Source organism: Rathayibacter sp. AY1F3 (genome assembly GCF_002931975.1).
Lineage (GTDB): Bacteria > Actinomycetota > Actinomycetes > Actinomycetales > Microbacteriaceae > Rathayibacter.
In genome coordinates this window covers 35,714-60,632 of the sequence record NZ_PSVF01000011.1, presented here as the reverse complement: position 1 = coordinate 60,632, position 24,919 = coordinate 35,714, and the positions used below count along the sequence as shown (strand labels likewise).

The following is a 24,919-nucleotide window of genomic DNA, read 5'->3' as shown; positions in this document are numbered from 1 at the left end:
GCGACCGCCTCCCGGGTGCCCGACACCTCCACGACCGCCCCATCGCGGCGCAGCCACGAGCGCTGCCGCGGGCGGGTCGTCGTGCAGGCACCGCCGGCGGCGCGCGACGCTCGCGCCACGGCAGAACCCTGCGGCCCTCCCGATCGGGGAGCCGCTCCTCCTCCACCACCGCGGGCCAGCGACGTCCCGATCAGCCATCACCCCCGTGAGGACGGTTCCCATGGCCTCCGCCCAGCCCTCGACCCCGGCCCGCGCCGTGCCCTTCCTGGGCATGCCGCCGGCGCAGGGGATGTACGACCCGGCCGCCGAGAAGGACGCGTGCGGTCTCGCGATGGTCGCCACCATGCGCGGCACCGCCGGCCACGACATCATCGACGCCGCGCTGAACGCGCTGCGCAACCTCGAGCACCGCGGCGCCGTCGGCTCCGACGCGGGAACGGGCGACGGCGCGGGGATCATCACGCAGATCCCGGACGAGTTCCTCCGCGCGGTCGCTCCCTTCGAGCTCCCGCCGCTGGGCCAGTACGCGGTGGGCAACGCCTTCCTTCCGGTGGACGTGTTCGAGCGCGAGCGGGTCAAGTCGACGATCGCCGACATCGCCCGCGAGGAGAACCTCGCCGTGGTCGGCTGGCGGTCCGTGCCCGTGCAGCCCGACGAGATCGGCACGCTCGCCCGGGCCGCCATGCCGGCGATCGAGCAGCTGTTCATCCGGAGCGAGCTGACCGACGAGAGCGGCACGCCCCTCTCCTCCGTGCGCCTCGACCGCCTGACCTTCCGCCTGCGCAAGCGCGTCGAGCGCGAGCTCGAGGTCTACTTCATGTCGCTCTCGAGCCGCACGCTCGTCTACAAGGGCATGGTGACGACGCTCCAGCTGGAGCCGTTCTACCCGGACCTGTCCGACGAGCGCTTCGCGTCGAAGCTCGCGCTGGTGCACTCCCGGTACTCCACCAACACCTTCCCGTCGTGGCCGCTCGCTCAGCCGTTCCGGATGATCGCGCACAACGGCGAGATCAACACGGTGCAGGGCAACCGCAACTGGATGCGCGCACGCCAGTCGCAGCTGAAGAGCCGCGAGCTGGGCGACCTGGCCCCGCTGTTCCCGATCGTCTCGCCCGGCCGCAGCGACTCCGCCTCGTTCGACGAGACCGTCGAGCTGCTCAACCTGGCCGGCCGGTCGCTCCCGCACGCGGTCATGATGATGGTGCCGGAGGCCTGGGAGAACCAGGACGGCGCGCTCGACCCGAAGCGCCGCGCGTTCTACGAGTACCACTCGATGCTCATGGAGCCGTGGGACGGCCCGGCCGCGATCGTCTTCACCGACGGCGAGCTCGTCGGGGCCACTCTCGACCGCAACGGGCTCCGCCCCGGCCGCTACGTCGTGACCGACGACGGGCTCGTGGTGCTCGCCAGCGAGATCGGCGTGCTCGACATCGACCCCGCGAAGGTGGTCCGCAAGGGACGCCTGCAGCCCGGCCGCATGTTCCTGGTCGACACCGAGCAGGGCCGCATCGTCGAGGACGAGGAGATCAAGGGGCAGCTCGCCGCCTCCGGTCCGTTCGAGGAGTGGCTCGAGAAGGGCCGCATCAACCTCAAGGACCTCCCCGAGCGCGAGCACATCGTGCACACGCCCGCCTCGGTCAACCGCCGCCAGCGCACCTTCGGCTACACCGAGGAGGAGGTCCGCCTCCTCCTGCTGCCGATGGCGCGTGCCGGTGCGGAGCCGCTCGGAGCGATGGGCTCGGACACCCCCGTGGCCGTCCTGTCCAAGCGCCCCCGCCTGCTCTTCGACTACTTCACGCAGGCCTTCGCGCAGGTGACGAACCCGCCGCTGGACTCGATCCGCGAGGAGGTCGTGACCTCGCTCCGCCTGGGCCTCGGCCCCGAGCGCAACCTGCTGACCGCCGGTGCCGAGCACGCGCGCCAGGTCGTCCTCGACTTCCCGGTCATCGACAACGACGAGCTCGCGAAGATCCAGCACATCGCGCCGCGCCCGCTGAGCCACATCACCACGACGATCCGCGGCCTGTACCGCGTCGACGCGGGACCCCGCGCGATGCAGGACCGCATCGACGAGATGTGCGACGAGGCCGACGAGGCCATCGCAGCGGGAGCGCAGTTCCTGGTGCTCTCGGACCGCGACTCCACCAAGGACCTCGCGCCGATCCCCTCGCTGCTGATGCTCGCCGCCGTGCACCACCACCTCATCCGCACCGAGAACCGGATGCGAGTGGGGCTCGTGGTCGAGGCGGGCGACGTCCGCGAGGTGCACCACGTGGCGACGCTCATCGGCTACGGCGCCTCCGCGGTCAACCCGTACCTGGCGATGGAGACCTGCGAGGACCTCGTCCGCAGCGGCATGCTGTCGGACGTCTCGCCGGAGAAGGCCGTGAAGAACGTGATCAAGGCGCTCGGCAAGGGCGTGCTGAAGATCATGTCCAAGATGGGCATCTCCACCGTGTCGAGCTACGCCGGGGCGCAGACCTTCGAGGCCGTCGGCCTCAGCCAGGCGTTCGTCGACCAGTACTTCACCGGCACCGTCTCGAAGCTCGGCGGCATCGGCATCGACGTCGTCGCCGAGGAGAACGCCGCGCGTCACCGCGCCGCCTATCCCGAGGACGGCGCGATCGTCGCGCATGAGCGCCTGGCGGTCGGCGGCGAGTACCAGTGGCGCCGCGACGGCGCCCCGCACCTGTTCAACCCGGACACGGTGTTCCGCCTGCAGCACTCGACGCGCAACCGCCGCTACGACGTCTTCCGCGAGTACACGAAGATGGTCGACGACCAGGCGAGCTCGCTGATGACCCTCCGCGGCATGTTCAAGCTCGACACCGCGGGGCGCACGCCGATCCCGATCGACGAGGTCGAGCCGGTCGAGGCGATCGTGAAGCGCTTCTCGACGGGCGCGATGAGCTACGGCTCCATCTCGCCGGAGGCGCACGAGACGCTCGCCATCGCGATGAACCGCCTCGGCGCCAAGTCGAACACCGGCGAGGGCGGCGAGGACACCGAGCGGCTGCTCGACCCGGAGCGCCGCTCCGCGATCAAGCAGGTCGCCTCGGGCCGCTTCGGCGTCACGAGCATGTACCTCACCCACGCCGACGACATCCAGATCAAGCTCGCCCAGGGCGCCAAGCCCGGCGAGGGCGGTCAGCTGCCGCCGACGAAGGTGTACCCGTGGATCGCGCGCACCCGGCACGCGACCGCCGGCGTCGGCCTGATCTCGCCGCCGCCGCACCACGACATCTACTCGATCGAGGACCTCAAGCAGCTGATCTTCGACCTCAAGCGGGCGAACCCGTCGGCGCGCATCCACGCGAAGCTGGTCAGCCAGTCGGGCATCGGAGCGGTCGCCGCCGGCACCGCGAAGGCCCTCGCCGACGTGATCCTCGTCTCGGGTCACGACGGCGGCACCGGCGCGAGCCCGGTGAACTCGCTCAAGCACGCGGGCACGCCCTGGGAGCTCGGCCTGGCCGAGACCCAGCAGACGCTGATGCTCAACGGCATGCGCGACCGCGTGGTCGTGCAGGTCGACGGCCAGATGAAGACCGGTCGCGACGTCGTCATCGGTGCGCTGCTCGGAGCCGAGGAGTTCGGCTTCGCGACGGCTCCGCTGATCGTCGAGGGCTGCATCATGATGCGCGTCTGCCACCTCGACACCTGCCCGGTGGGCGTCGCGACGCAGAACCCGGAGCTGCGACAGCGGTTCTCCGGCAAGCCCGAGTTCGTCGTCAACTTCTTCGAGTTCATCGCCCAGGAGGTGCGCGAGTACCTCGCGCAGCTCGGCTTCCGGAGCGTCGACGAGATCGTCGGCCACCGCGAGCTGCTCGACGTCGACCAGGCGATCGAGCACTGGAAGGCGAGCGGGCTCGACCTGACGCCGATCCTCGTCGGACCGGTCTTCACGGCGGAGGAGCCGCGCCGCCACGGCCGCGCGCAGGAGCACGAGCTCGAGCACCACTTCGACAACGAGCTGATCCGCCTCGCGGCGAACGTGCTCGACCACCGCGGCACCGTGCGGATCGAGCGCGAGATCAAGAACACCGAGCGCGCCGTCGGCACCATGCTCGGCCACGAGGTCACCGTCCGCTTCGGCGAGAACGGCCTGCCTGCCGACTCCATCGTCGTGTCGCTCCGCGGCTCGGCCGGGCAGTCGCTCGGAGCGTTCCTCCCCGCCGGCATCACTCTGCGGCTCGAGGGAGACTCCAACGACTACGTCGGCAAGGGCCTCTCGGGCGGCCAGATCGTGGTGCGGCCGGACCGCCGCAGCACCTTCGACGCCTCGACGAACGTGATCGCGGGCAACGTGATCGGCTACGGGGCGACCCAGGGCACGATGTTCATCCGCGGGATGGTCGGCGAGCGCTTCCTGGTCCGCAACTCCGGCGCCACCGCGGTGGTCGAGGGAGTGGGCGACCACGCGCTCGAGTACATGACCGGCGGCCTGGCGGTGATCCTCGGCGAGACCGGGCGGAACCTCGGCGCCGGCATGTCGGGCGGCACGGCCTACATCCACGGCCTGCGCCGCGAGCTCGTGAACCGCGACGCGATCGCCTCCGGCGAGCTGACCCTCTCCGAGCTCGGCAGCGCCGACGTGGAGATCCTGCGCGACCTGCTCGAGCGGCACGTCGCGGAGACCGAGTCGACCCTGGCCCAGGGGATGCTCGACGATTTCGACGGAACGGTCTCGCGTTTCGTCAAGGTACTGCCCCGCGACTTCGCCGCGGTGCTCGCGACGCGCGCATCCGCTGTGGAGGAGGGGCTCGACCCCGACGGCGACGTCGTCTGGGGACGGATTCTGGAGGTGACCGGTGGCTGATCCCAAGGGGTTCCTGAAGGTGCAGGACCGGGAGCTGCCCAAGCGGCGTCCCGTGTCCGTCCGCCTGATGGACTGGAAAGAGGTCTACGAGCAGGGCGACTCCGCCGTGCTGCGCCGGCAGGCGGGCCGCTGCATGGACTGCGGCATCCCGTTCTGCCACAAGGGCTGCCCGCTGGGGAACCTGATCCCCGAGTGGAACGACCTGATGTGGCGCGGCGAGGGCCGCCAGGCGATCGAGCGCCTGCACGCGACGAACAACTTCCCGGAGTTCACGGGCCGGCTCTGCCCGGCGCCGTGCGAGTCGTCCTGCGTGCTCGGCATCAATCAGCCCGCCGTCACGATCAAGCAGATCGAGGTCTCGATCATCGATCAGGCCTTCGGCAACGACTGGGTGCAGCCGCACCCGCCGGAGCGCCTGACCGGCAAGACCGTCGCGGTCGTCGGCTCCGGCCCGGCGGGGCTCGCCGCCGCTCAGCAGCTCACCCGCGCCGGGCACACCGTCGCGGTCTACGAGCGCGACGACCGCATCGGCGGCCTCCTGCGCTACGGGATCCCGGACTTCAAGATGGAGAAGAAGCACCTCGAGCTCCGCCTGAACCAGATGAAGGCCGAGGGCACCCGGTTCCGCGCGGGCGTCGACATCGGCTCCGACATCACCTGGGACGACCTGCGGGCGCGCTACGACGCGGTCGTGGTCGCCACCGGTGCTCTCGTGCCGCGCGACCTGCCGATCCCGGGTCGCGACCTCGACGGCGTGCACTTCGCCATGGAGTACCTCGTGCAGTCGAACCGCGCGATCGCGGGCGACCGCGTCTTCGAGCAGATCTCGGCCGAGGGCAAGCACGTCGTCGTCCTGGGCGGAGGCGACACCGGAGCGGACTGCATCGGCACCGCCCACCGCCAGAAGGCCGCGTCGGTCACGAACCTGGCGATCGGGCAGCAGCCGCCGTCGCAGCGCCCGGACAGCCAGCCCTGGCCGATGGACCCGACCGTGTTCGAGGTCTCGAGCGCCCACGAGGAGGGCGGGGAGCGGATGTTCCTCGCGTCGACCGTGGAGTTCCTCGCGAACGAGGGCGGCGAGGTCCGCGCGGTGCGCGTGGCCGAGACCGAGTACCTCGACGGGCGCCGCGTCCCCAAGGCGGGCACCGAGCGCGAGATCCCGGCCGACCTGGTCCTGCTCGCCCTCGGCTTCACCGGCCCGGAGGCGGACCATCTCGGCCGTCAGCTCGACGTCCCCTTCACCGAGCGCGGCAACGTCGCGCGCGGCGACGCCTTCGAGACCTCCGTCCCCGGCGTCTTCGTGGCCGGCGACGCCGGGCGCGGCCAGTCCCTGATCGTCTGGGCGATCGCGGAGGGCCGCTCCGTCGCGGCCGAGGTCGACCGCTACCTCGAGGGCACGACCCAGCTGCCGGCGCCGGTCGGCCCCAACGACCGGGGCTTCACGCTCTAGTCCCCGGGACGCGATAGTCTCGGCCCGCCAGCAATCAGCTCACCCTCCCCGCTAACGACGCGCCTCCGGGCGCAGAACAACGGAGCACCCCCTCAATGAGACGAGCGAAAATCGTCGCCACCCTCGGCCCGGCAACGTCGTCGTACGAGACCATTCGTGCGATCATCGACGCCGGCGTGGACGTGGCCCGCATGAACCTCAGTCACGGAAGCTACGACGTCCACGAAGGCATCTACCGCATCGTGCGGAAGGCCGCGGACGACGCCGGGCGCGCGGTCGCGATCCTCGTCGACCTGCAGGGTCCGAAGATCCGCCTCGGCAAGTTCGAGGGCGGCCCGTACGCCCTCGCCGAGGGCGACGTCTTCACCATCACCACCGAGGACGTCCTCGGCACGCGCGAGCTCTCGGGAACCACGTTCAAGGGCCTCCCGGACGACGTGAACCCGGGCGACATGCTCCTCATCGACGACGGCAAGGTCGCTGTCCGCGTCACCGCCGTCGAGGGCCCCCGGGTCGTCACCGAGGTCGTCGTCCCCGGCAACGTCTCGAACAACAAGGGCATCAACCTGCCCGGTGTCGCGGTCAACGTCCCCGCCCTCTCCCAGAAGGACGAGGACGACCTCCGCTGGGCGATCCGCCTCGGCGCCGACATCATCGCCCTCTCCTTCGTGCGCAACGCCAGCGACATCGAGCGCGTGCACGAGATCATGGCGGAGGAGGGCCGCAAGGCTCCCGTCATCGCCAAGATCGAGAAGCCGCAGGCGGTCGACAACCTGCAGGAGATCATCGACGTCTTCGACGGCATCATGGTCGCCCGCGGCGACCTCGGCGTCGAGCTGCCCCTCGAGGCGGTGCCGATCGTGCAGAAGCACGCCGTCGAGCTCGCCCGCCGCTGGGCGAAGCCGGTCATCGTCGCGACCCAGATGCTCGAGTCGATGATCGAGAGCCCCCGCCCCACGCGGGCCGAGGCCTCGGACGTCGCGAACGCCATCCTCGACGGCGCGGACGCGGTCATGCTCTCGGGCGAGACCAGCGTCGGAGCCTGGCCCGTCGTCACCGTGCAGACCATGGCCCGCATCGTCGAGTCCACCGAGGAGCACGGCCTGGAGCGCATCCCCCCGCTGGGCAGCAAGCCCCGCACCCAGGGCGGATCGGTCACGCTGGCCGCCGCCGAGGTCGCGGAGTTCGTCGAGGCGAAGTTCCTCTGCGTGTTCACGGAGTCGGGCGACTCGGTCCGCCGCATGACGCGCCTGCGCCACGGCATCCCGATCATCGGCTTCACCCCCGAGCCGGCCGTCCGCCGCCGCATGGCGCTGAACTGGGGCGTCCAGTCCTTCGTCACGCCGCGCGTCAACCACACCGACGCGATGTTCGCGCAGGTGGACGCGGTGCTGCTCCGCGAGGGCCTCGCCCAGGCGGGCGAGACCGTGGTCGTCGTCTCCGGATCGCCCCCCGGGCGCGCCGGCACGACGAACGACATGCGGGTGCACATCGTCGGCTCGTCCAGCTCGGCCGACAGGGCCGAGAACTGGGACCACTGAGTCCAGCACCCCCGGAGGGCCCGGTCGCGAGAGCGGCCGGGCCCTCCGGCGTTCCCCGGCGGTCCGCGTGGCGGGACGCGCCTCCGCGGGCGGATACCGTGGACCCATGCGACTCGGCGTGCTCGACATCGGCTCCAACACGGTCCACCTGCTCCTCGTCGACGCGCACCCCGGCGCCCGCCCGGTGCCCTACCGCTCGCACAAGCGGAGCCTCGCTCTCGTGGCGCACCTCGACGAGGCGGGGGAGATCACCGAGCGGGGCCAGCGCGAGCTGATCGCGTTCGTGACCGAGGCCGCCGAGGTCGCCCGCGAGCACCGCGCGGAGGACCTGCTGGCGTTCGCGACCTCGGCGATCCGCGAGGCCGGCAACGGCGCGGCGGTCCTCGACCGGGTCCGCGCCGAGACGGGAGTGCACCTCCAGGAGCTCGGCGGCGAGGCGGAGGCGTCGGCCACCTTCCTCGCCGTGCGCCGCTGGTTCGGCTGGGGCGCGGGCTCGATCCTGGACCTCGACATCGGCGGCGGCTCGTTCGAGCTCTCGATGGGCGTGGACGAGGTGCCCGAGCTCGCCGTGTCGGTCCCGCTCGGAGCGGGGCGGGTGACGCGGGACCTGCTGGTCGGCGATCCCGCCTCGGCCACGAGCGTGAAGGCCGCCCGGCGTCACGCCCGCGAGGTGCTCGCGGAGCCCGTCCGCGGCTTCCTCGCCCTGGCGCGCCCCGACCTGGTCGCAGGCACGTCGAAGACCTTCCGCTCGCTGGCGCGGATCACCGGCGCCGCTCCGAGCGCCGCCGGTCCGCTGGTGCGCCGCGAGCTGCACCTGGTCGATCTCCGGCTGTGGTCCGCCCGCCTCGCCGCGATCAGCGCGGCCGACCGCTCAGCGCTGCCCGGCGTCTCCGCTCTGCGGGCTCCGCAGCTGCTCGCGGGCGCTCTCGTCGCGGAGGCGGCCATGGACGCCCTCGGCATCGAGACCCTGGTGATCTGCCCCTGGGCCACCCGCGAGGGGCTGATCATCCGCCGCTTCGAGCTGCTCGACGCGCAGATCCAGCGCGAGGACGTTCAGCTCAGCGCGATGCTGTAGGACAGCGACCGCCGGCCGCCCGGCTCGAGGACGATCTGGCGCGGCTTGTCGACGATGTCGCCGTCCCAGCCCTCGGGGGTCGGGACGCTCCGCCACGGCTCGAGGCAGACGAACGGGGCCCCGACGGGCTTCCACACGCCGACCACGTCGAAGTCCCCGGTGTCGACGACGATCGCGCGGGCGGCGCCGTCGGCCTCGAGCCGGAGGGTCCGCCGGCGCGGCTCGTCGAAGATCATCACGCCCTCCTCGAAGTGCGCGTCGTCCACTGTCAGGACCCCGTCCTCGAGCGGCGCCGGGTGGCGCGCCTCGAGCAGCAGGTTCTCCGGAGCGCGGCGGTACCCTTCCGGCTCGGGCTGCGCGAAGCGGATGCGGTGCTCGCCGCGGCCCTCGGGCAGCGGCAGCGCGAAGGCCGGGTGGTTCCCGAGCGAGAAGCCCAGCGGAGAGGGACCCCTGTTCTCGACGGTCTGGGTGATCCGGAGCGAGGCGCCGGTCACGGCGTAGGCGATGAGGAGCGTCCAGTCGAAGGGGAACACCGCGCGCGTGGCGTCGTCGCTCCGGAGCCGGAACACCGCCTCGTCCGCCGAGACGCCCGCGAGCTCGAAGACCCGGTCCCGCGCGAAGCCGTGCTGCCCCATCCGGTGGTCCGCGCCGTCGTGGTGCAGCGTGTCGCCGGGGAGGCGCCCGATGATCGGGAACAGGACGGGAGCGTGCCGGCGCCACTCCGGGCCGGCCTGCCACAGGTACTCGCGGCCCTCGTCGTCGCGGAGGGACGTCATCTCGGCCCCGGCGGTCGTCAGGGCGAGGCGCAGGCTCTCGCTGCCGAGGGTGAGGACGGTGGGCGCGGGGGAGTCGCTGCTGGTCATCCTCCGATTCTGCCCGTCACGCGGTGCGGGCGGGGGTGTCGGCGGCGCGTGGCAGCATGGGGCGGTGCCTCCCGAGTCGACCCCCTCCTCCTGGCGCGCCCGCGTCGGCGAGCTCAGCGGACCCCCCGAGGCCGAGTCGCCGACCGTCCTCACTCCGATCGGGCTGCAGTTCGAGCTGCGCCGGCTGGTGCGCCGGGCCGACGATCCGTGGCGGGCGCCGGCGAGCGAGCGCGTCACGGCGAAGACCTACGATCCCGACGAGCGCCGCGACCACCGTCTGGCCACCCGCCCCGCCGTCCGTGGGCGCGGGGGCGCCTGGAACCGCACCACCCTCACCTGGAAGTCGCTGAACTTCCAGACCCACCGGCTCTCGCTCGACCCCGCTCACCAGCGCTGGTTCGCCGAGTTCGCGGCTCTGCACCGCGCCACGCGCACCGTCCACCTCGGGCAGGACCCCGACTGGATCCACCTCGACGACTACGAGAGCCCACTGCTCTGGCGGCTGCTCGAGCAGGCGCAGGCCGCCGGGATCCCGCTGCTCGCCCCGGAGAAGGGCGCGGTCCGTCTCGCCGGTCCCGCGCATGTGGCGGTGACGGTCTCGGCGGAGGAGGGAGCGCTCCGGCTGCGGCCCGTCCTGCGCATCGACGGCGCGGAGCACGCGCCCGAGTCGGCGCGTCCGGTCGCCCGGCACGGCGTCTACGTGGTCGAGGGCGGCGATCCGTCCTCGCTCCTGCTCGCGCCCGCGTCCCTGCCCTTCGACGACGAGGAGCTGCGGCTCCTCGACCACCCCGAGGAGACGGAGGTCCCGGCGGAGGACGTGCCCGAGTTCGTCGGCGAGCACCTCCCCGCCCTCCGCGGCCGCGTCGCGGTGCGCGAGGAGGGCGTCGACCTCGTCCTGGACGATCCGGAGCCCCCGCGCCTGGTCTGCACGGTCTCGTTCGAGCCGCGGCGCGCCGTCAGGGTGGGCTGGCACTGGCGCCGCTCGCCCGATCGCGCGGGCGAGCTCGACGGCACGGCCGACGCGGCTCTCGAGCGCGCGGTGCTCCGCCGGGTGCGCTCGGTGCTCGGCGAGGCCGGGTCCGCTCTCGTGCCGGAGCCGGGGACGAGCGCGGTCCTGCGCGGGGCCGAGGCGGCGGTGTTCGTGGTGGAGCAGCTCCCGCAGCTGGAGGGGATCGGCGGGGTCCGGATCGAGCGCGAGGGCGCGGCCCCGGACTACCGCCTGCTGACCGGACCGCTCACGCTCACCATCACCGCGGTCGACACCGAGAGCGCCGACTGGTTCGACCTCGGCGTCGTCGTGAGCATCGGCGACGCGACCGTGCCGTTCCTGCCCCTCTTCCGCGCTCTGGCCGCGGGCGGCGACCGCATCCGCCTGGTCGACCACTCCTACCTCTCGCTCGCGCACCCCGGCCTCGACCGGCTCCGGGAGCTGCTGACCCGGGCGGACGAGCTCGAGGAGTGGGAGACGGGACCGCGGCTCGGCCGGCACCAGGCCGGGCTGTGGAACGAGCTGGAGGAGCTCGCCGACGAGAGCGTCCCCTCCGACGCGTGGCGCGCCGTGCTCGACTCCGCGCTGGCCGCCGGGTCGCCGGAGGACGTGGAGCCGCCGGAGGGCCTGACCGCCCGGCTGCGTCCGTACCAGCGGGCGGGCTACGCCTGGCTCGTGCACCGCCTCCGTCACGGGCTCGGCGGGATCCTGGCCGACGACATGGGCCTCGGCAAGACCCTGCAGGCGCTGGCCATGATGCTCGACGCGGTCGAGGAGGCGGGCCGCGCCGGGATCCGCCGCGCGCCGTTCCTCGTGGTCGCCCCCACCTCGGTCGTGCCGGGCTGGCGCTCGGAGGCCGAGCGCTTCGCGCCCGCCCTGCGCGTCCACGTCGTCGCGAGCTCGCGGGAGGGCGCGCTCGACGCGATCCGGGCCGACGCGGACGTGGTCCTCACCAGCTACGCGGTCCTGCGCCTCGGCGGCGAGCGCTGGGCGGCGAGGACGTGGTCGGCGCTGATCCTCGACGAGGCCCAGTTCGTCAAGAACCCCGCCTCGCAGACGCACCGGGCCGCCCGCGGGGTCGGCGCGCCCGTCACGCTCGCGCTCACCGGCACACCGCTGGAGAACTCGCTCGACGAGCTCTGGGCGGTCTTCGCCCTGGTGGCGCCCGGGCTCCTGCCGCCGCTGCGCCGCTTCCGCGAGGAGTACACCCGGCCGATCCTGCACGCGGAGGCGCCCGTCGGCATCGCCTCGCCCGATCTGTCCGAGGGACGGACCGTCAGCCACACCGAGGGCGCGCGCCGCCGCCTCGAGAGACTGCGCCGGCGACTGCGTCCGTTCCTGCTCCGCCGCACCAAGGAGGCGGTGGCGCCGGAGCTCCCCGAGAAGCAGGAGCAGACGATCGAGGTCGCGCTGACGCCCGCCCACAGGGTGCTCTACGACGGCTACCTCCAGCGCGAGCGGCGGAAGCTCCTGGGCCTGGTCGACGACCTCGACCGGCAGCGCTTCACGGTGTTCCGATCGCTCACCCTCCTGCGCCTGCTCGCGCTCGACGCGTCCCTGGTCGACCCGGCCTACCGGCACGTCCCGTCCGCGAAGCTCGACGTGCTCGTCGAGCAGCTCGACGACGTGATCGCGGAAGGCCGTCGGGCCCTCGTCTTCAGCACCTTCACCTCGTACCTGGAGCGGGCGGGGGAGCGGCTGCGTCGGCGCGGCATCCCGTTCGTGCAGCTCGACGGCTCCACGCGGGACCGCGCGGGAGTGATCGAGGAGTTCCGCTCGGGAGCCGCGCCCGTCTTCCTGATCAGCCTGAAGGCGGGCGGCACCGGGCTCACCCTCACCGAGGCCGACCACGTCTTCATCCTCGACCCGTGGTGGAACCCGGCGGCCGAGGCGCAGGCCGTCGACCGCGCGCACCGCATCGGCCAGGAGCGGCGGGTGAACGTGTACCGGCTGGTGGCGACGGACACGATCGAGGAGAAGATCGTGCGCCTCCAGGAGCGCAAGGGCCGCCTCAGCACGGCGGTGCTCGACGAGGGCGAGCTCTTCGCCCGGGCGCTGTCGGCCGACGACGTCCGCGAACTGCTGGCCGAGTGACCACGGCCCCACGAAGGGTGACAGAACGGCCAGGCGCGGCCCAGGATCCGAGCGCACACTGAGCGGATGAGACGCCGCCGCCCCCGCCCCCGCGCCGACTGGATCGTGGCCCTCGAGAAGGGCGACGACGCCGGGCTCTTCGGACCGGGCAGCGCGGTCTGGGCGGTCAACGGCGGCCTGCCCACGATGATCGCCGGAGTGCGGGCTCTGCTCATGCAGACCCTCCACGCCGGAGCGATGGCCGGTGTCCACGACCACTCCCGCTACCGCGAGGACCCGATGGGCCGGCTCGACAACACGGTCCGCTGGGTCCTGACCACCAGCTTCGGCGACACCGCCGCGGCGAGCGGAGCGGCGCGCTGGGTGACCGGCGTGCACGAGCGGATCGTCGGCTCCTACGAGGACGCCGGCGGGCGCGAGCGCTCCTACTCGGCGCAGGACCCCCGCCTGCTGCTCTGGGTGCACGACGCCTTCACCGACGCGTTCCTCGGCGCCCACGAGATCTGGGGCGGACGGATCCCCGGCGGCCCCGACGCCTACGTGCGCGAATGGGCCGCCTCCGGCCGGCTGCTCGGAGTGCAGGATCCGCCCGAGAGCGTCGCGGAGCTCCGCGCGCAGCTCGCCGGATTCGCGGGCGAGCTCAAGCCCGACGCACGCGTGCACGAGGCGGTCGGCTTCCTCCGCGACATCCGGCTGCCGGGCGAGGCGGGCGTGGTCTACCCGCTGCTGTTCGCCGGCGCGGTCGCCTCGCTCAGCCCCGAGGTGCGGAGGCTCCTGGGTCTCCGGCGCCCGTGGTGGCCTGCGATCACGGCGAACCGCCTGCTGTTCGTGTTCCTGGGCCGGTATCTCGGCCGGGTCTCGCCGAGCGAGCAGGCCGCGATCGACCGCATCGCCGGCCTCGACCAGGTTCGCACCGGCGCCTGACGCTCTTCCCGTACACCTGTCCGGGAAGTGGTAGACTGACGTCGATGACTCCCGCCCGCCTCGCCTCCGTGCCCGCGGCGGAGTCCCTCTCGGCGCTCGGCTCCGCCGATCCGCGAGCCCGGCGCACCCGCCGCCGCGTGTTCGACGCCGTCGAGCGGCTCGTCATGCAGAGCGACGGCGAGAGGGCCGAGGGCATCGCCGTGAGCGACATCGTGCGCGAGGCCGGGATCAGCCGCAGCTCGTTCTACGCCCACTTCGACGACGCAGCGGGAGTCGCCTCCGCGCTGCTCCGCCAGGACCTCGTGGTCGCCGACGTCGCCGAGGGCGATCCCGCCGACCGCTCCGGAGCCGACGCCCTGCAGCGCGGCTACTCGCGGCTCGTCGAGCGGCTGGTCGACCGCCACGCCTTCCATGCCCGGCTCCGCGCGCGGGCCTCCGCCCGGGTCGCCTCCGACGACGCCGTGCTCGATACGGCGCTCGCCCTGCACCGCGAGGTGCTCGCCCGGGTCGACGTCCCCGCAGCGGTCGATCACGAGCTCACCGCGGTCTTCGCGGCCGGCGGCGTCCTCTCCGTGGTCGGCGCCTGGCTCGCCGGCTCCCTCGACGGCACCGACGAGGAGCTGGTCGAGCACCTCGTCGCGCTGCTCCCGGCCTGGCTCGCCGCGGCGCCGCTGCGCCCCCTGGACTCCTCACTCCCACCACGCCCCACGACGAAAGGCACGACATGATGACATTCGAGGTCGGCGAGACCCTGGTCTACCCGCACCACGGAGCGGTGACGATCACCGGGCTCGAGAAGCGCGCGGTCAAGGGCGTCGAGAAGACGTTCATGACGATGAACGTGCACACCAGCGAGCTCACCATCACCCTCCCCGTCGAGAACGCCGAGCTCGTCGGCGTCCGCGAGATCATCGACGACGCCGGAGTCCAGGCGGTCTACGACGTCCTGCGCAGCGACGTCGCGGAGGAGGCCAGCAACTGGTCCCGCCGCTTCAAGGCCAACCAGGAGAAGATGGCCAGCGGCAGCGTGTATCGCGTCAGCGAGGTCGTCCGCGACCTGTGGCGCCGCGAGCAGGCGGGCGGCGTCTCGGCCGGCGAGAAGCGGATGCTCCTCAAGGCGCGTCAGATCCTCGTGTCGGAGCTCTCGCTCGCCCTGAAGGGCACCGACGAGGAGGCCTCGGCCAAGCTCGACGAGGTCCTCGCCTCGGCGATCTGACCTCGCGTCGCGGCGCGTCGGCTCACTCGGGCCGGCACGCCGCGATGATCCTCGCGGCGACCTCGTCCTGCGAGGCGGAGCCGTCGATCCGCACCAGGAGCTCGCGCTCGTCGTAGACCTCCGCCAGAGGAGCCGTCTCGCGCTCGTAGACCTCGATCCGGTTCCGCACCACCTCGGGGTCGTCGTCGGCGCGGTCCTGCTCCTGCGCCCGCACGTGCAGCCGTTCGAGGACCACGTCCGCGTCGGCCGTCAGCAGCACGACGCACGAGAGCGGCGTGCCCCGCTCCTCGAGGAGCTCCGCCAGCGCGTCCACCTGGGCGAGCGTGCGCGGGTAGCCGTCGAGGATGAACCCGTCCCGGGCGTCCTCCTCGGCGAGGCGCTCGGCGACCAGGGCGTTCGTCAGCTCGTCCGGCACGTACTCGCCGGCCTCCACGAGCGCCCGCAGACGCCGTCCGAGGTCGGTGCCGTCGGCGACGTGCGCGCGGAACAGATCGCCGGTGGAGATCGCCGGCACCCCCAGCTCGCGCGACAGCACGGCCGCCTGGGTGCCCTTGCCCACGCCGGGCGGGCCCATCATGATGACGCGCATCGCTCGTCCTCCTCGGTGTCGTCAGGCGATGCTAGCGGTGCGGAGCGGGGTGGCCGGTGCACACCGCGCCCGTAGGCTGGCGGGACGAGCCGAGGAGGAGCGATGCCCGCAGCACCCGGGGCCGAGCAGGCCGCCGCCGATCTGGCCGCGCTCCTGCGCGAGGTCTCCGCCGAGCTCGACGCCCGCGGCATCGCCGACCAGGCCGTCGCCGAGCTGCGGACGCCGCGCGCGATCCTCGGCTTCCGCCGCAAGCCGGTGATGGCGCCGGTGACCCGCGCGTGGCGCCTCGGCGTGGTGCTCCTCGGACGCGAGGGCGAGCTCCTCGCGACGGGATCGGTCACTCGTGCCGTCGCTCCGCTGCACGCCAACAACCAGTCCGAGTCGCAGGAGGCGCGCCGCGAGATCCGGCGCGCCGCCTTCGACGGTCCGTTCCAGGAGGGCGAGATCGTCAACTACGGCTGGCGGCGCCTCGCACTGGACGCCGCAGCGCTCGAGTCGGGCCAGGAGCCGCTGGCACTGCGCGGCTCCGAGGTGCTCGTGCGCTGGGCGCCCGGTCTGGGAGAGCAGGGACTGATGCCGCTGCGCCGGTACCTGGCCGACCGCCTCGACCTCCTCGAGGCCGACTAGCGCCGGGTCACTCCTCCTCGGCCACCGGGTGGAACCACGGCGGGTAGACGGCGACGCGGGGAGAGGCGTCGATGCCCTCGAAGAGAGCCTTGACGCGGTTGCGGGCGGCGACCGACGCCACGCCGACCGTCGCGACGCCCTCGAGCGGGAAGCGCTCGGGCACGAGCGCCTCGGCGCTGCGCAGGGCCGGCTCGTCGACCAGGAGGCGCGCGAAGGTGCGCACGAGCGCGTCGCCCTCGGTGAAGCGCGTGAGGACGTGGGAGGCGTCGCCGTCGCTCAGGACCGGGGCGGAGGCGAGCGAGCCCACCAGGACGACGTACTGCGAAGCGGTGGTCTCGTGGGCGCTCGGCGACCAGTGCGGAGCGACCCGCTCGCCGCGCAGGTCGGCCCAGAGCGCGGCGTCGGGGGAGAGGAAGAAGGGCACGAAGCCGGCGACGCTCACGCCGTCCTTCACCTGCACGGCACGGCGGTGCTCGCGGGTGGTCTCGGCGCTGACGTCGATCGCGGGGCGCTCCTGGAGCTGCTGGTCCGCCAGGATCGCGCCGGCGGCGACGATCGCCTCGAGGTTGTCGAGATGCGTGACGTGGTAGATCCGCTGCGCGGCGATGTCGACCTTCGGCAGGGGCTTCTCGCGCGCCGTGCCGCGGGCGGCGGCGCGGGCGGTGGCCGCACGGGAGGTCCCGGGCACGCGCGCGGGGGCGCGGGTGGCACGGCCGACCTGCTCGGGGAGCTTCTTCGGGGTGCAGACGTCGCAGAGCGCGATGTCGAGGCCGTGGATGCATTCGGTGGGCACTCTGGATTCCTTCTGCGCGCGGGCTCGGGGTTCCGCCGCAGGGACGACGTTACGCGACCGGGGCCCTTGCGCGTCCCGGCGGCGGGGATCTGCGGAGCCGCGGCGTCCGCCCGGGCATCCTCTGGGAGGCGCCGGAGCACCGCTCCCCGCCGCGTAGCGTGAGCGGGATGAAGCGCGTGCCGCCCGCCGAGGGCCAGGAATCCGTCTGGGACTACCCGCGACCCCCGAGGGTCGAGACCACCGCCGAGCACGTGGTCGTGCGGCTGGGCGGCGTCGTCGTCGCCGAGACCCGCGACGCTCTCCGCGTCCTCGAGACGAGCCACCCTCCCGTCTACTACCTCCCCGTGTCCTCGTTCGCGCCCGGGGCGCTCGAGCCCGCGCCCGGCCGCAGCATCTGCGAGTTCAAGGGCGCGGCCTCCTACCTGACCGTGCGCGGGGGAGGAGGAGCGGTCGCGGAGGCGGCGGGCTGGACGTACCCCGAGCCGATGGCCGGCTTCGAGGCCCTCGTCGACACCGTCGCCCTCTACCCCGGCCGGATGGACTCCTGCACGGTCGACGGCGAGGCGGTCCAGCCGCAGCCGGGCGACTTCTACGGCGGCTGGATCACCTCGCGCGTGGTCGGTCCGTTCAAGGGCTCGCCGGGCACGATGTTCTGGTGAATCAGACGGGGGAGGGCGGACCGAGCGGGTCCTGGACGAGGACCGCTCGTGCGGCGTCGATCCCCGAGGCCTCCAGCGTCCATTCCGGCCGCACCAGGGTCTCCGGTGTGACGCGGAACCGCAGCTCCTCGACCGGCGCACCGTCCGGACCGACGATCCGGTGCGTCCCGTTCGGCCGGTAGCCGAGGGCCTCCGAGACCCGGATCGAGCGGGTGTTCCAGGCGAGAGCGGCGCTCTCGGCGACCTCGGCTCCGAGGTGGTCGAAGGCGAGGAGGAGGACGGCGGCGCGCATCTCCCGCCCGAGGCCGCGGCCCTGCGCCGAGCGGGTGAGCCACGAGCCCGAGGTCAGGGTGCGGGTGGCGGCGAAGGACTCGGCGACCACGTCCTGGCAGCCGACGACCCGGCCGTCCTCGACCACGGCGAACGCGACGCGCCACGCCTCCCGCGTCGTCTGCGCGCGCTGCGACCAGTGGAAGCGGGCGAGCTCGCCGGGCAGGCGCTCCGCCGGCGCCTCGGCCCAGGGGGAGGGGAACGGCGAGCGGCCGCTCTCGTGCACGCCCGCGAGGGCTGCCTCGGCGAGAGGGCCGAGGTCGGCGTCGCGGACCGGATGCAGCTCGAGCCGCGGCGTGCGCAGCTCCAGCGAGAACAGGGGCCAGGGGTCGGTGCTCATCCGACGACGCTAGCGAGCGGAGGCGCGCACCGCGCGACCAGGCGGGTACCGGTGGTGGGACTCGAACCCACAAGCCCTCTCGGACAGAGCATTTTGAGTGCCCCGCGTCTGCCATTCCGCCACACCGGCTCATCACCAGCCCGTCGAGAATACCGTAGGCTCGTCGGCGTGACTGACCAGGAACCCTCGTCGACCGCACCCCGTCGGGTCGTCGTCGCCGAAGACGAATCCCTCATCCGCCTCGACATCGTGGAGATCCTCCGCGACAACGGCTTCGAGGTCGTCGGCGAGGCCGGCGACGGCGAGACCGCTGTGGCCCTCGCCACCGAGTTGCGCCCCGATCTCGTCATCATGGACGTCAAGATGCCCCAGCTCGACGGCATCTCGGCGGCCGAGCGCCTCTCGAAGGCGCACATCGCGCCCGTCGTCCTGCTCACCGCCTTCAGCCAGAAGGAGCTCGTCGAGCGCGCCAGCGAGGCCGGAGCGCTCGCCTACGTCGTGAAGCCCTTCACGCCCAACGACCTGCTGCCCGCGATCGAGATCGCCCTCTCGCGGTACGCCCAGATCCTCACCCTCGAGGCCGAGGTCGCCGACATGGTCGAGCGCTTCGAGACCCGCAAGCTCGTCGACCGCGCCAAGGGCCTGCTCAACGAGAAGATGGGGCTCACCGAGCCCGAGGCGTTCCGCTGGATCCAGAAGGCCTCCATGGACCGCCGGCTCACCATGCACGACGTCGCGCAGGCGATCATCGAGCAGCTGAGCACGAAGAAGGCCTAGCGCGAGGCCGGGCCCGAGGGCCCACGGCCTCAGGGCCAGAGGCGGGTGCGCTCCCACGGGGAGCCGCCCGCCTCCGTCGTTCCCGGGCGGTACTCGAGACGGGTGTGATCCTGCTCCGGCGCGGTCGAGCCCTGCCAGAACTCGATGCGCTCGGGCACGACGCGGTAGACGGCCCACTCCCGGTCGAGCGTCGCGGGCGAGCAGCCCACGGCGACGCTGGTCTGGAGCGTGACGAGGCCGAAGTCCTGCGCGCTGCGCATCGGCTCGCTCTGGCGCCCGACGAGCAGGGCGGTGCGAGCGGCCTCGGAGCGGCGGCGGAAGTCGTCGGCCGACTCCTGCGCGGAGGCGCGCTCGACCCGGCCCTCGACCCGGACCTGACGGCCCTGGACCGGCCAGAAGAAGGTCAGCGCGGCGTGCGGGTTCTCCTCCATGGCGCGTCCCTTGGGGCTGGTGGCATGGGTGGAGAACGCCCAGCCCGCCTCGTCGATCTCGCGCAGCACGAGCACGCGCGCCGAGACGGTGCCGTCGTCGGAGGCGGTGGAGAGCGTGGCGCCGTGGGGGAGGAGCTGGCCCGCGTCCTTCGCCTCCTGGAGCCACTGCGCGAACAGCTCGAGAGGATCGGCCGGAGCCGCCTCCGCATCGAACGAGGGCAGCTCGGAGGGCATGGACGGGAGGCTCTTGAGGAGATGGCGAAGGCTCATCCGCTCAGTGTCGCCCTTCGGGCACCACCGGGCACAGTCGCGCGCCGTCGCTTGACAGTGCCGCTCGCCGCGGTGCCGGGTCCCCGAGCGGCGCGGCCGACCGGTCGATCCCCCGTCGCTCGCAGGCACGGGCGGTCCCGACGGCGGTCGCGGTCCTGGGCGTGGTCGTCGCCCTCCGCTCCCGCGAGGGGGACCCGTCCGCTCCCGTCAGCGGGCGTCTCGGATGATGTTGGTGATCCGCACGGTGGAGAGGCGGCGCCCCTCCTGGTCGCGCACGACGATCTCGTGGGTGGTGAGGGTGGAGCCCAGGTGGATCGCGTCGCAGGTGGCGATCACGAAGCCCGAGTGGACCGACCGGCTGTGGCTCGCGTTCAGCTCGATGCCCATCGCCAGGCGGCCCGCGCCGGCGTGCACGTTCGCCGCGATCGAGCCCATCGACTCGGCGAGCACGACGTGCGCGCCGCCGTGCAGGATGCCGACCGGCTGCCGGTTGCCCTCGACGGGCATCGAGGCCACCGAGTGCTGCGGGGTGAGCTCGTGCCAGAGGATCCCCATCCGCTCGGCGAGCTCGCCCATGCCGCGGCCGATCCCGGCGACCAGGTCGAGCGCGGGCGGGCGGATCCAGGCGGTCGTGGTGGGGGTCGGCTCGGTCACGTCGCTCCTCGCGCTGGAGCCTCGGAGCGGCCCTGACCGGCGGGCGCGAGCGGGCCGATCCGGTGTCGGAGGCGCTGTGTAGTCTGGCCCTGTGTCAGATCCGGAACAGCCTACCCTCCTGCTCGTCGACGGCCATTCCCTGGCGTTCCGGGCGTTCTACGCGCTCCCGGTCGACAGCTTCCAGACCCGCGAGGGCCAGCACACGAACGCCATCCACGGCTTCCTCTCGATGCTGATCCTGCTGCTGAAGAACGAGAAGCCGACCCACCTCGGCGTCGCGTTCGACATCTCCCGCTACTCGTTCCGCACCCGCGAGTACCCGGAGTACAAGGGCACCCGCGGCGAGACGCCGCCCGAGTTCAAGGGCCAGGTCCCCCTCCTCGAGGAGGCGCTGCACGCCATGAACATCCGGACCGTCTCGAAGGAGGACTTCGAGGCCGACGACATCCTCGCGACGCTCGCGCGCCAGGGGGCCGAGGCCGGCTTCCGCGTGCTGGTCGTCTCGGGCGATCGCGACACCATACAGCTGGTGACCCCGGACGTCACCCTGCTCTACCCCTCCACCCAGGGCGTCTCGCAGCTCACCCGCTACGACCGCGACAAGGTCTTCGAGAAGTACGGCGTCGAGCCGCACCAGTACCCCGAGATCGCCGCGCTCGTCGGCGAGACCAGCGACAACCTGCCCGGCGTCGACAAGGTCGGCCCCAAGACGGCCGCGAAGTGGGTCAACCAGTACGGCACGGTCGCCGACATCATCGCCCACGCCGACGAGATCAAGGGTGTGGTCGGCGAGAAGCTGCGCGAGCAGAAGGAGAACGCGCTCCGCAACCGCCGCCTCAACCGGCTGGTGACGGACGTCGAGCTCCCCCTCGGGCCGCACGATCTGACGCGCCGTCCGATCGATCCCGACGCGGTCCGCGAGATCTTCAGCCGCCTCGAGTTCAAGACCCTGCAGGAGCGGGTCCTCACGATCGCCGCGGAGGAGGGCGTCGACGGCGCTGCCGCGGCCCTGGCGGGCGACGTGGTCACGACCTCCGCACCCGCCGTCCGCACCCTGGTCGACGAGGAGCTCGCGCACTGGCTCGACCGCGTGTCGGCGAAGGGCACCGCGCCGGTCGCCGTGCAGGTCCTGCTCGGAGCCGGCGGGCTCGAGGGTGTGGGCCTCGCGGTCGAGAAGGAGACGGCGTTCGTCCCGTGGGCCGCCGAGCGGCCCGACTACACCGCGCTCGAGCAGTGGCTGGCCGGGCCCGCCCCCAAGTACTTCGCCGACGCGAAGCCCCAGATCAAGGCGCTGCGGAGGGCCGGACTCCCCGTCGCGGGGCTCGCGTTCGACACCCGCGTCGCCTCCTGGCTGGTGCAGCCCACCGGGCACCCGGCCACGCTCGCGGCGCAGGTCGCGCAGCACCTCGACGAGACCATGGCGCAGGGCGACCCGAACCAGCTGGTCCCCACCGTCGAGCCGATGGGGCCCGCCACCGAGGCCTGGTACGCGTACCGGCTCGTCGCTCCGCTGCGCGAGCGGCTGGGCGAGGGGATGCTCTCGGTGCTCGTCGACATCGAGCTGCCGATCGTCCAGGTCCTAGCGACGATGGAGCTCACCGGCGTCGCGATCGACGCCGACGTGCTGGCGCGCCTCCGCGCCGAGCTGACCGTCTCGGCCGCCGACCTCGCGAGCCGCGCGTTCGCCGAGATCGGCCACGAGATGAACCTCGGCTCGCCCAAGCAGCTGCAGCAGGTCCTCTTCGAGGAGCTCGACATGCCGCGCACCCGGGCCACGAAGACGGGCTACACCACCGACGCCTCCGCCCTCGCCGACCTGCAGGAGTCCCACCCGCACCCGTTCCTCGGGCTGCTCCTCGAGCACCGCGACGCGACCAAGCTCAAGCAGATCATCGAGACGCTCGAGAAGTCGGTCACCGCCGACGGCCGGATCCACACCAGCTACGACCAGACCGGCACGGCCACCGGCCGGATCTCCTCCAACGACCCGAACCTGCAGAACATCCCCGTCCGCAGCGAGGTGGGCCGCCGCATCCGCACCGCCTTCGTCCACGGAGCGGACGCGAGCACCCTCCTCACCGCCGACTACTCGCAGATCGAGATGCGGATCATGGCGCACCTGTCCGGCGACGCCGGGCTGATCGAGGCCTTCCACTCCGGCGAGGACCTGCACCGCTTCGTCGGGTCGCGGATCTTCGGCGTCGATCCGGGCGACGTCACCTCGGCCATGCGCAACAAGGTCAAGGCGATGTCGTACGGCCTCGCCTACGGCCTGAGCGCCTTCGGCCTGTCGAAGCAGCTGCGCATCTCGAGCGCCGAGGCGAAGCAGCTGATGACCGACTACTTCGTCCGCTTCGGCGCGGTGCGCGACTACCTCCGCAGCGTCGTCGAGCAGGCCCGCGAGACCGGCTACACCGAGACGATCTTCGGTCGCCGGCGTCCCTTCCCCGACCTGCAGAGCGCGAACCGCGTCCTCCGCGACAACGCCGAGCGGGCGGCGCTCAACTCGCCGATCCAGGGCTCGGCCGCCGACATCATGAAGCGGGCGATGATCGGCGTGCAGGCCGACCTCGACGAGCAGGGGCTCGGCTCGCGGATGCTCCTCCAGGTGCACGACGAGCTCATCTTCGACGTCGCCCCCGGCGAGGAGGAGCCGCTCGAGGCCATCGTCCGCAGCCGGATGGCGGGAGCCGCCGACCTGAGCGTCCCGCTCGAGGTGCAGGTGGGCCACGGGTCCGACTGGGACGTCGCCGCGCACTGAGCCGGCCGCAGCGCCTGGCTAGGCTCGGAGGCATGAGCACCGACACCCCCCGCGAGCCCACCGCCGTCGACGCCGTCGCCGAGCGCTGGGTCGACACGCTCGTCGACCTCGACCCCACCCTCGGCACCGCGATCGGACGCAGCGGCGCGAACGGCCGCCTGGGCGACTACTCGCCGGCCGGTCTCGAGCGCGCCCGGGCGGCGACCGCCTCGGCCCTCGCCGAGCTCGAGGCCGCCGACCCCGTGGACGACGTCGACCGCGTCACGGCCGCCGACCTCGGCGCCGAGCTCCGGCTCTCCCTGGAGGGGCACGACGCCGGTCTGCCGCTGCGGGACCTCAACGTGATCGCGTCCCCGGCGCAGGAGCTGCGCGACGTCTTCGACCTGATGCCGACGGACGAGGTCGCCGACTGGGAGGCGGTCGCCGAGCGGCTGCTGGCCGTGCCGGCCGCCCTCGAGGGCTACGCGGAGACCCTGCGCGAGGGGATCCGCACCGGCGTGGTCCCCGCCCGCCGCCAGGTCGAGCTCGTCGCCGAGCAGGCGCGGAAGATCGCCGCTCCCCGCGGGTTCTTCGCCGAGCTGGCCGCGGAGGCCGCTCCCGCCGCCGGATCCCTGCCCGCGTCGCTCGCTCAGCGACTGGAGGACGGCGCCCGCCGTGCCTCGGCCGCCTACGGGTCGCTCGCGCAGTTCCTCCGGGGCGAGCTCGCCCCCGCCGCGACCGAGCAGGACGCCGTCGGTCGGGAGCTGTACGCGCTGCACTCCCGCCGCTTCCTCGGCGCTGTCGTCGACCTCGACGAGACCTACGAGTGGGGGATCGAGGAGCTGGCCCGCATGACGTCCGAGCAGGAGGCGATCGCGCGCGAGATCCTGCCCGGCGCCTCCGTCGCCGAGGCGATCGCCCACCTCGAGGCGGACCCGGCCCGCACTCTGCACGGCGTCGACGCTCTGCAGGCCTGGATGCAGGAGACCAGCGACCGCTCCGTCCGCGAGCTCGCCGGCACCGCCTTCGACATCCCGGAGGAGGTGCGCCGCCTCGAGTGCAGGATCGCGCCGACCCAGGAGGGCGGCATCTACTACACCGGTCCGAGCGACGACTTCTCGCGCCCAGGGCGGATGTGGTGGTCGGTCCCGGCCGGAGTCACCGAGTTCGCCACCTGGCGGGAGCTGACCACGGTCTACCACGAGGGCGTCCCGGGCCATCACCTGCAGATCGGCCAGGCCGTCCACAACCGCGCCCGCCTCAACACCTGGCGCCGTCAGCTCGCCGGGACCTCCGGCCACGCCGAGGGCTGGGCGCTCTACGCGGAGCGGCTGATGGAGCGCTTCGGCTACCTCGACGACCCGGCCGACCGCCTGGGCATGCTCGACGGCCAGCGGATGCGCGCGGCGCGCGTCGTGCTGGACATCGGCGTGCACCTCCAGAAGCCGATGCCGGGCTCCGGCACCGTCTGGACCGCCGAGTCGGCCCTCGACTTCATGCGGGCCAACGTGAACATGGACGACGCGTTCGTGCGCTTCGAGGTGAACCGGTACCTCGGCTGGCCGGGGCAGGCTCCGTCCTACAAGATCGGGCAGCGGATCTGGGAGCAGCTGCGCGACGAGGCGGAGGCGCGCGAGGGCGCCGCGTTCTCGCTCGCGGCCTTCCACCGGAGGGCGCTCGACCTCGGCGGCGTCGGTCTCGACACCCTCCGCTCCTCCCTCGCCGGCTGACTCCGGAACCCG

19 protein-coding genes and 1 tRNA gene are annotated in these 24,919 nt (G+C 72.8%); 13 read left to right on the top strand and 7 right to left on the bottom strand.

What is annotated here, in order from left to right; genetic code table 11:
* The first annotated feature begins 220 nt into the window (after positions 1–220).
* From gltB to C5C39_RS08520, 4 genes are all read left to right on the top strand, one after another.
* Entirely contained in the window at positions 221–4,816 is a 4,596-nt protein-coding gene (gltB, locus tag C5C39_RS08535; RefSeq protein WP_104232656.1) for a glutamate synthase large subunit, read from the top strand.
* A complete protein-coding gene (locus tag C5C39_RS08530; protein WP_104221867.1) occupies positions 4,809–6,266 on the top strand; it encodes a glutamate synthase subunit beta in 1,458 nt (485 codons plus the stop codon). Before gltB ends, C5C39_RS08530 begins: the two co-directional genes overlap by 8 nt.
* 95 nt (positions 6,267–6,361) lie before the next feature.
* On the top strand, positions 6,362–7,807 hold the full coding sequence (gene pyk, locus C5C39_RS08525) for a pyruvate kinase (RefSeq protein ID WP_104221869.1): 1,446 nt from the start codon (positions 6,362–6,364) through the stop codon (positions 7,805–7,807).
* A 106-nt stretch (positions 7,808–7,913) separates the two neighbouring features.
* Positions 7,914–8,882: an exopolyphosphatase gene (locus C5C39_RS08520; RefSeq protein WP_104221871.1), complete on the top strand. Its 969-nt coding sequence runs from the start codon at positions 7,914–7,916 to the stop codon at positions 8,880–8,882.
* Here the strand turns inward: C5C39_RS08520 and C5C39_RS08515 are convergent.
* The gene (locus tag C5C39_RS08515; RefSeq protein WP_104221873.1) at positions 8,861–9,745 is read right to left on the bottom strand and encodes an aldose 1-epimerase family protein; all 885 of its coding nucleotides are present in this window, start codon (positions 9,743–9,745) and stop codon (positions 8,861–8,863) included. The genes C5C39_RS08520 and C5C39_RS08515 overlap by 22 nt on opposite strands.
* Positions 9,746–9,809: 64 nt before the next feature.
* On the opposite strand from C5C39_RS08515, the gene C5C39_RS08510 reads away from it, so the two are divergent.
* The 4 genes from C5C39_RS08510 to C5C39_RS08495 all read left to right on the top strand — a co-directional run bounded on the left by C5C39_RS08510 (position 9,810) and on the right by C5C39_RS08495 (position 14,967).
* Positions 9,810–12,827, top strand: a complete 3,018-nt coding sequence (locus C5C39_RS08510) for a DEAD/DEAH box helicase (RefSeq protein WP_104353152.1) — start codon at positions 9,810–9,812, stop codon at positions 12,825–12,827.
* A 66-nt stretch (positions 12,828–12,893) separates the two neighbouring features.
* Positions 12,894–13,751 (top strand): oxygenase MpaB family protein, encoded by an 858-nt coding sequence (locus C5C39_RS08505; RefSeq protein WP_104221875.1) that lies wholly within the window; start codon positions 12,894–12,896, stop codon positions 13,749–13,751.
* A gap of 44 nt (positions 13,752–13,795) precedes the next feature.
* Positions 13,796–14,479, top strand: coding sequence for a TetR/AcrR family transcriptional regulator (locus tag C5C39_RS08500; RefSeq protein WP_104353131.1), 684 nt, complete (start codon positions 13,796–13,798; stop codon positions 14,477–14,479).
* On the top strand, positions 14,479–14,967 hold the full coding sequence (locus C5C39_RS08495; RefSeq protein WP_104353151.1) for a CarD family transcriptional regulator: 489 nt from the start codon (positions 14,479–14,481) through the stop codon (positions 14,965–14,967). Before C5C39_RS08500 ends, C5C39_RS08495 begins: the two co-directional genes overlap by 1 nt.
* Before the next feature lie 22 nt (positions 14,968–14,989).
* On the opposite strand, the gene C5C39_RS08490 is transcribed toward C5C39_RS08495, so the two are convergent.
* On the bottom strand, positions 14,990–15,556 hold the full coding sequence (locus C5C39_RS08490) for an adenylate kinase (protein WP_104353130.1): 567 nt from the start codon (positions 15,554–15,556) through the stop codon (positions 14,990–14,992).
* Positions 15,557–15,658: 102 nt separating this feature from the next.
* Here C5C39_RS08490 and C5C39_RS08485 point away from each other — a divergent pair, with 102 nt between their 5' ends.
* A complete protein-coding gene (locus tag C5C39_RS08485; RefSeq protein WP_104232649.1) occupies positions 15,659–16,183 on the top strand; it encodes a hypothetical protein in 525 nt (174 codons plus the stop codon).
* Positions 16,184–16,190: 7 nt separating this feature from the next.
* Here the strand turns inward: C5C39_RS08485 and C5C39_RS08480 are convergent, their stop codons facing one another.
* Entirely contained in the window at positions 16,191–16,976 is a 786-nt protein-coding gene (locus C5C39_RS08480; protein ID WP_104221883.1) for a DarT ssDNA thymidine ADP-ribosyltransferase family protein, read from the bottom strand.
* A gap of 167 nt (positions 16,977–17,143) precedes the next feature.
* On the opposite strand from C5C39_RS08480, the gene C5C39_RS08475 reads away from it, so the two are divergent.
* Complete coding sequence (locus tag C5C39_RS08475) at positions 17,144–17,635, top strand: DUF427 domain-containing protein (RefSeq protein WP_104353128.1); 492 nt, start codon at positions 17,144–17,146, stop codon at positions 17,633–17,635.
* A 1-nt stretch (position 17,636) separates the two neighbouring features.
* Here C5C39_RS08475 and C5C39_RS08470 read toward each other — a convergent pair whose 3' ends face one another.
* Both C5C39_RS08470 and C5C39_RS08465 read right to left on the bottom strand, forming a co-directional pair.
* Entirely contained in the window at positions 17,637–18,305 is a 669-nt protein-coding gene (locus C5C39_RS08470; RefSeq protein ID WP_104318987.1) for a GNAT family N-acetyltransferase, read from the bottom strand.
* A 46-nt stretch (positions 18,306–18,351) separates the two neighbouring features.
* Positions 18,352–18,434: transfer RNA gene (locus C5C39_RS08465), tRNA-Leu, on the bottom strand.
* Between the two features lie 39 nt (positions 18,435–18,473).
* On the opposite strand from C5C39_RS08465, the gene C5C39_RS08460 reads away from it, so the two are divergent.
* Positions 18,474–19,082, top strand: a complete 609-nt coding sequence (locus tag C5C39_RS08460) for an ANTAR domain-containing response regulator (protein WP_104221889.1) — start codon at positions 18,474–18,476, stop codon at positions 19,080–19,082.
* Positions 19,083–19,111: 29 nt separating this feature from the next.
* Here C5C39_RS08460 and C5C39_RS08455 read toward each other — a convergent pair whose 3' ends face one another.
* The gene (locus C5C39_RS08455) at positions 19,112–19,783 is read right to left on the bottom strand and encodes a pyridoxal 5'-phosphate synthase (protein ID WP_104353127.1); all 672 of its coding nucleotides are present in this window, start codon (positions 19,781–19,783) and stop codon (positions 19,112–19,114) included.
* A 207-nt stretch (positions 19,784–19,990) separates the two neighbouring features.
* Positions 19,991–20,437, bottom strand: a complete 447-nt coding sequence (locus C5C39_RS08450) for a PaaI family thioesterase (protein WP_374953047.1) — start codon at positions 20,435–20,437, stop codon at positions 19,991–19,993.
* 91 nt (positions 20,438–20,528) lie between these two features.
* Between C5C39_RS08450 and polA the strand changes: the two genes are divergently transcribed.
* The gene (gene polA, locus C5C39_RS08445; protein WP_104353126.1) at positions 20,529–23,198 is read left to right on the top strand and encodes a DNA polymerase I; all 2,670 of its coding nucleotides are present in this window, start codon (positions 20,529–20,531) and stop codon (positions 23,196–23,198) included.
* A gap of 32 nt (positions 23,199–23,230) precedes the next feature.
* Positions 23,231–24,907 carry a DUF885 domain-containing protein gene (locus C5C39_RS08440; RefSeq protein ID WP_104353125.1) on the top strand — a complete coding sequence of 559 codons (1,677 nt, stop codon included), beginning with the start codon at positions 23,231–23,233 and terminating at the stop codon, positions 24,905–24,907.
* The last annotated feature ends 12 nt before the right edge of the window (positions 24,908–24,919 follow it).

Coding starts and splice junctions, on each gene's coding strand:
- C5C39_RS08470 (WP_104318987.1), bottom strand. CDS start 18,305: ATGAGCACCGACCCCTGGCCCCTGTTCTCGCTGGAGCTGCGCACGCCG.
- C5C39_RS08455 (WP_104353127.1), bottom strand. CDS start 19,783: ATGAGCCTTCGCCATCTCCTCAAGAGCCTCCCGTCCATGCCCTCCGAG.
- C5C39_RS08475 (WP_104353128.1), top strand. CDS start 17,144: ATGAAGCGCGTGCCGCCCGCCGAGGGCCAGGAATCCGTCTGGGACTAC.
- pyk (WP_104221869.1), top strand. CDS start 6,362: ATGAGACGAGCGAAAATCGTCGCCACCCTCGGCCCGGCAACGTCGTCG.
- C5C39_RS08440 (WP_104353125.1), top strand. CDS start 23,231: ATGAGCACCGACACCCCCCGCGAGCCCACCGCCGTCGACGCCGTCGCC.
- C5C39_RS08485 (WP_104232649.1), top strand. CDS start 15,659: ATGCCCGCAGCACCCGGGGCCGAGCAGGCCGCCGCCGATCTGGCCGCG.
- C5C39_RS08520 (WP_104221871.1), top strand. CDS start 7,914: ATGCGACTCGGCGTGCTCGACATCGGCTCCAACACGGTCCACCTGCTC.
- gltB (WP_104232656.1), top strand. CDS start 221: ATGGCCTCCGCCCAGCCCTCGACCCCGGCCCGCGCCGTGCCCTTCCTG.
- C5C39_RS08490 (WP_104353130.1), bottom strand. CDS start 15,556: ATGCGCGTCATCATGATGGGCCCGCCCGGCGTGGGCAAGGGCACCCAG.
- C5C39_RS08515 (WP_104221873.1), bottom strand. CDS start 9,745: ATGACCAGCAGCGACTCCCCCGCGCCCACCGTCCTCACCCTCGGCAGC.
- C5C39_RS08505 (WP_104221875.1), top strand. CDS start 12,894: ATGAGACGCCGCCGCCCCCGCCCCCGCGCCGACTGGATCGTGGCCCTC.
- C5C39_RS08500 (WP_104353131.1), top strand. CDS start 13,796: ATGACTCCCGCCCGCCTCGCCTCCGTGCCCGCGGCGGAGTCCCTCTCG.
- C5C39_RS08495 (WP_104353151.1), top strand. CDS start 14,479: ATGACATTCGAGGTCGGCGAGACCCTGGTCTACCCGCACCACGGAGCG.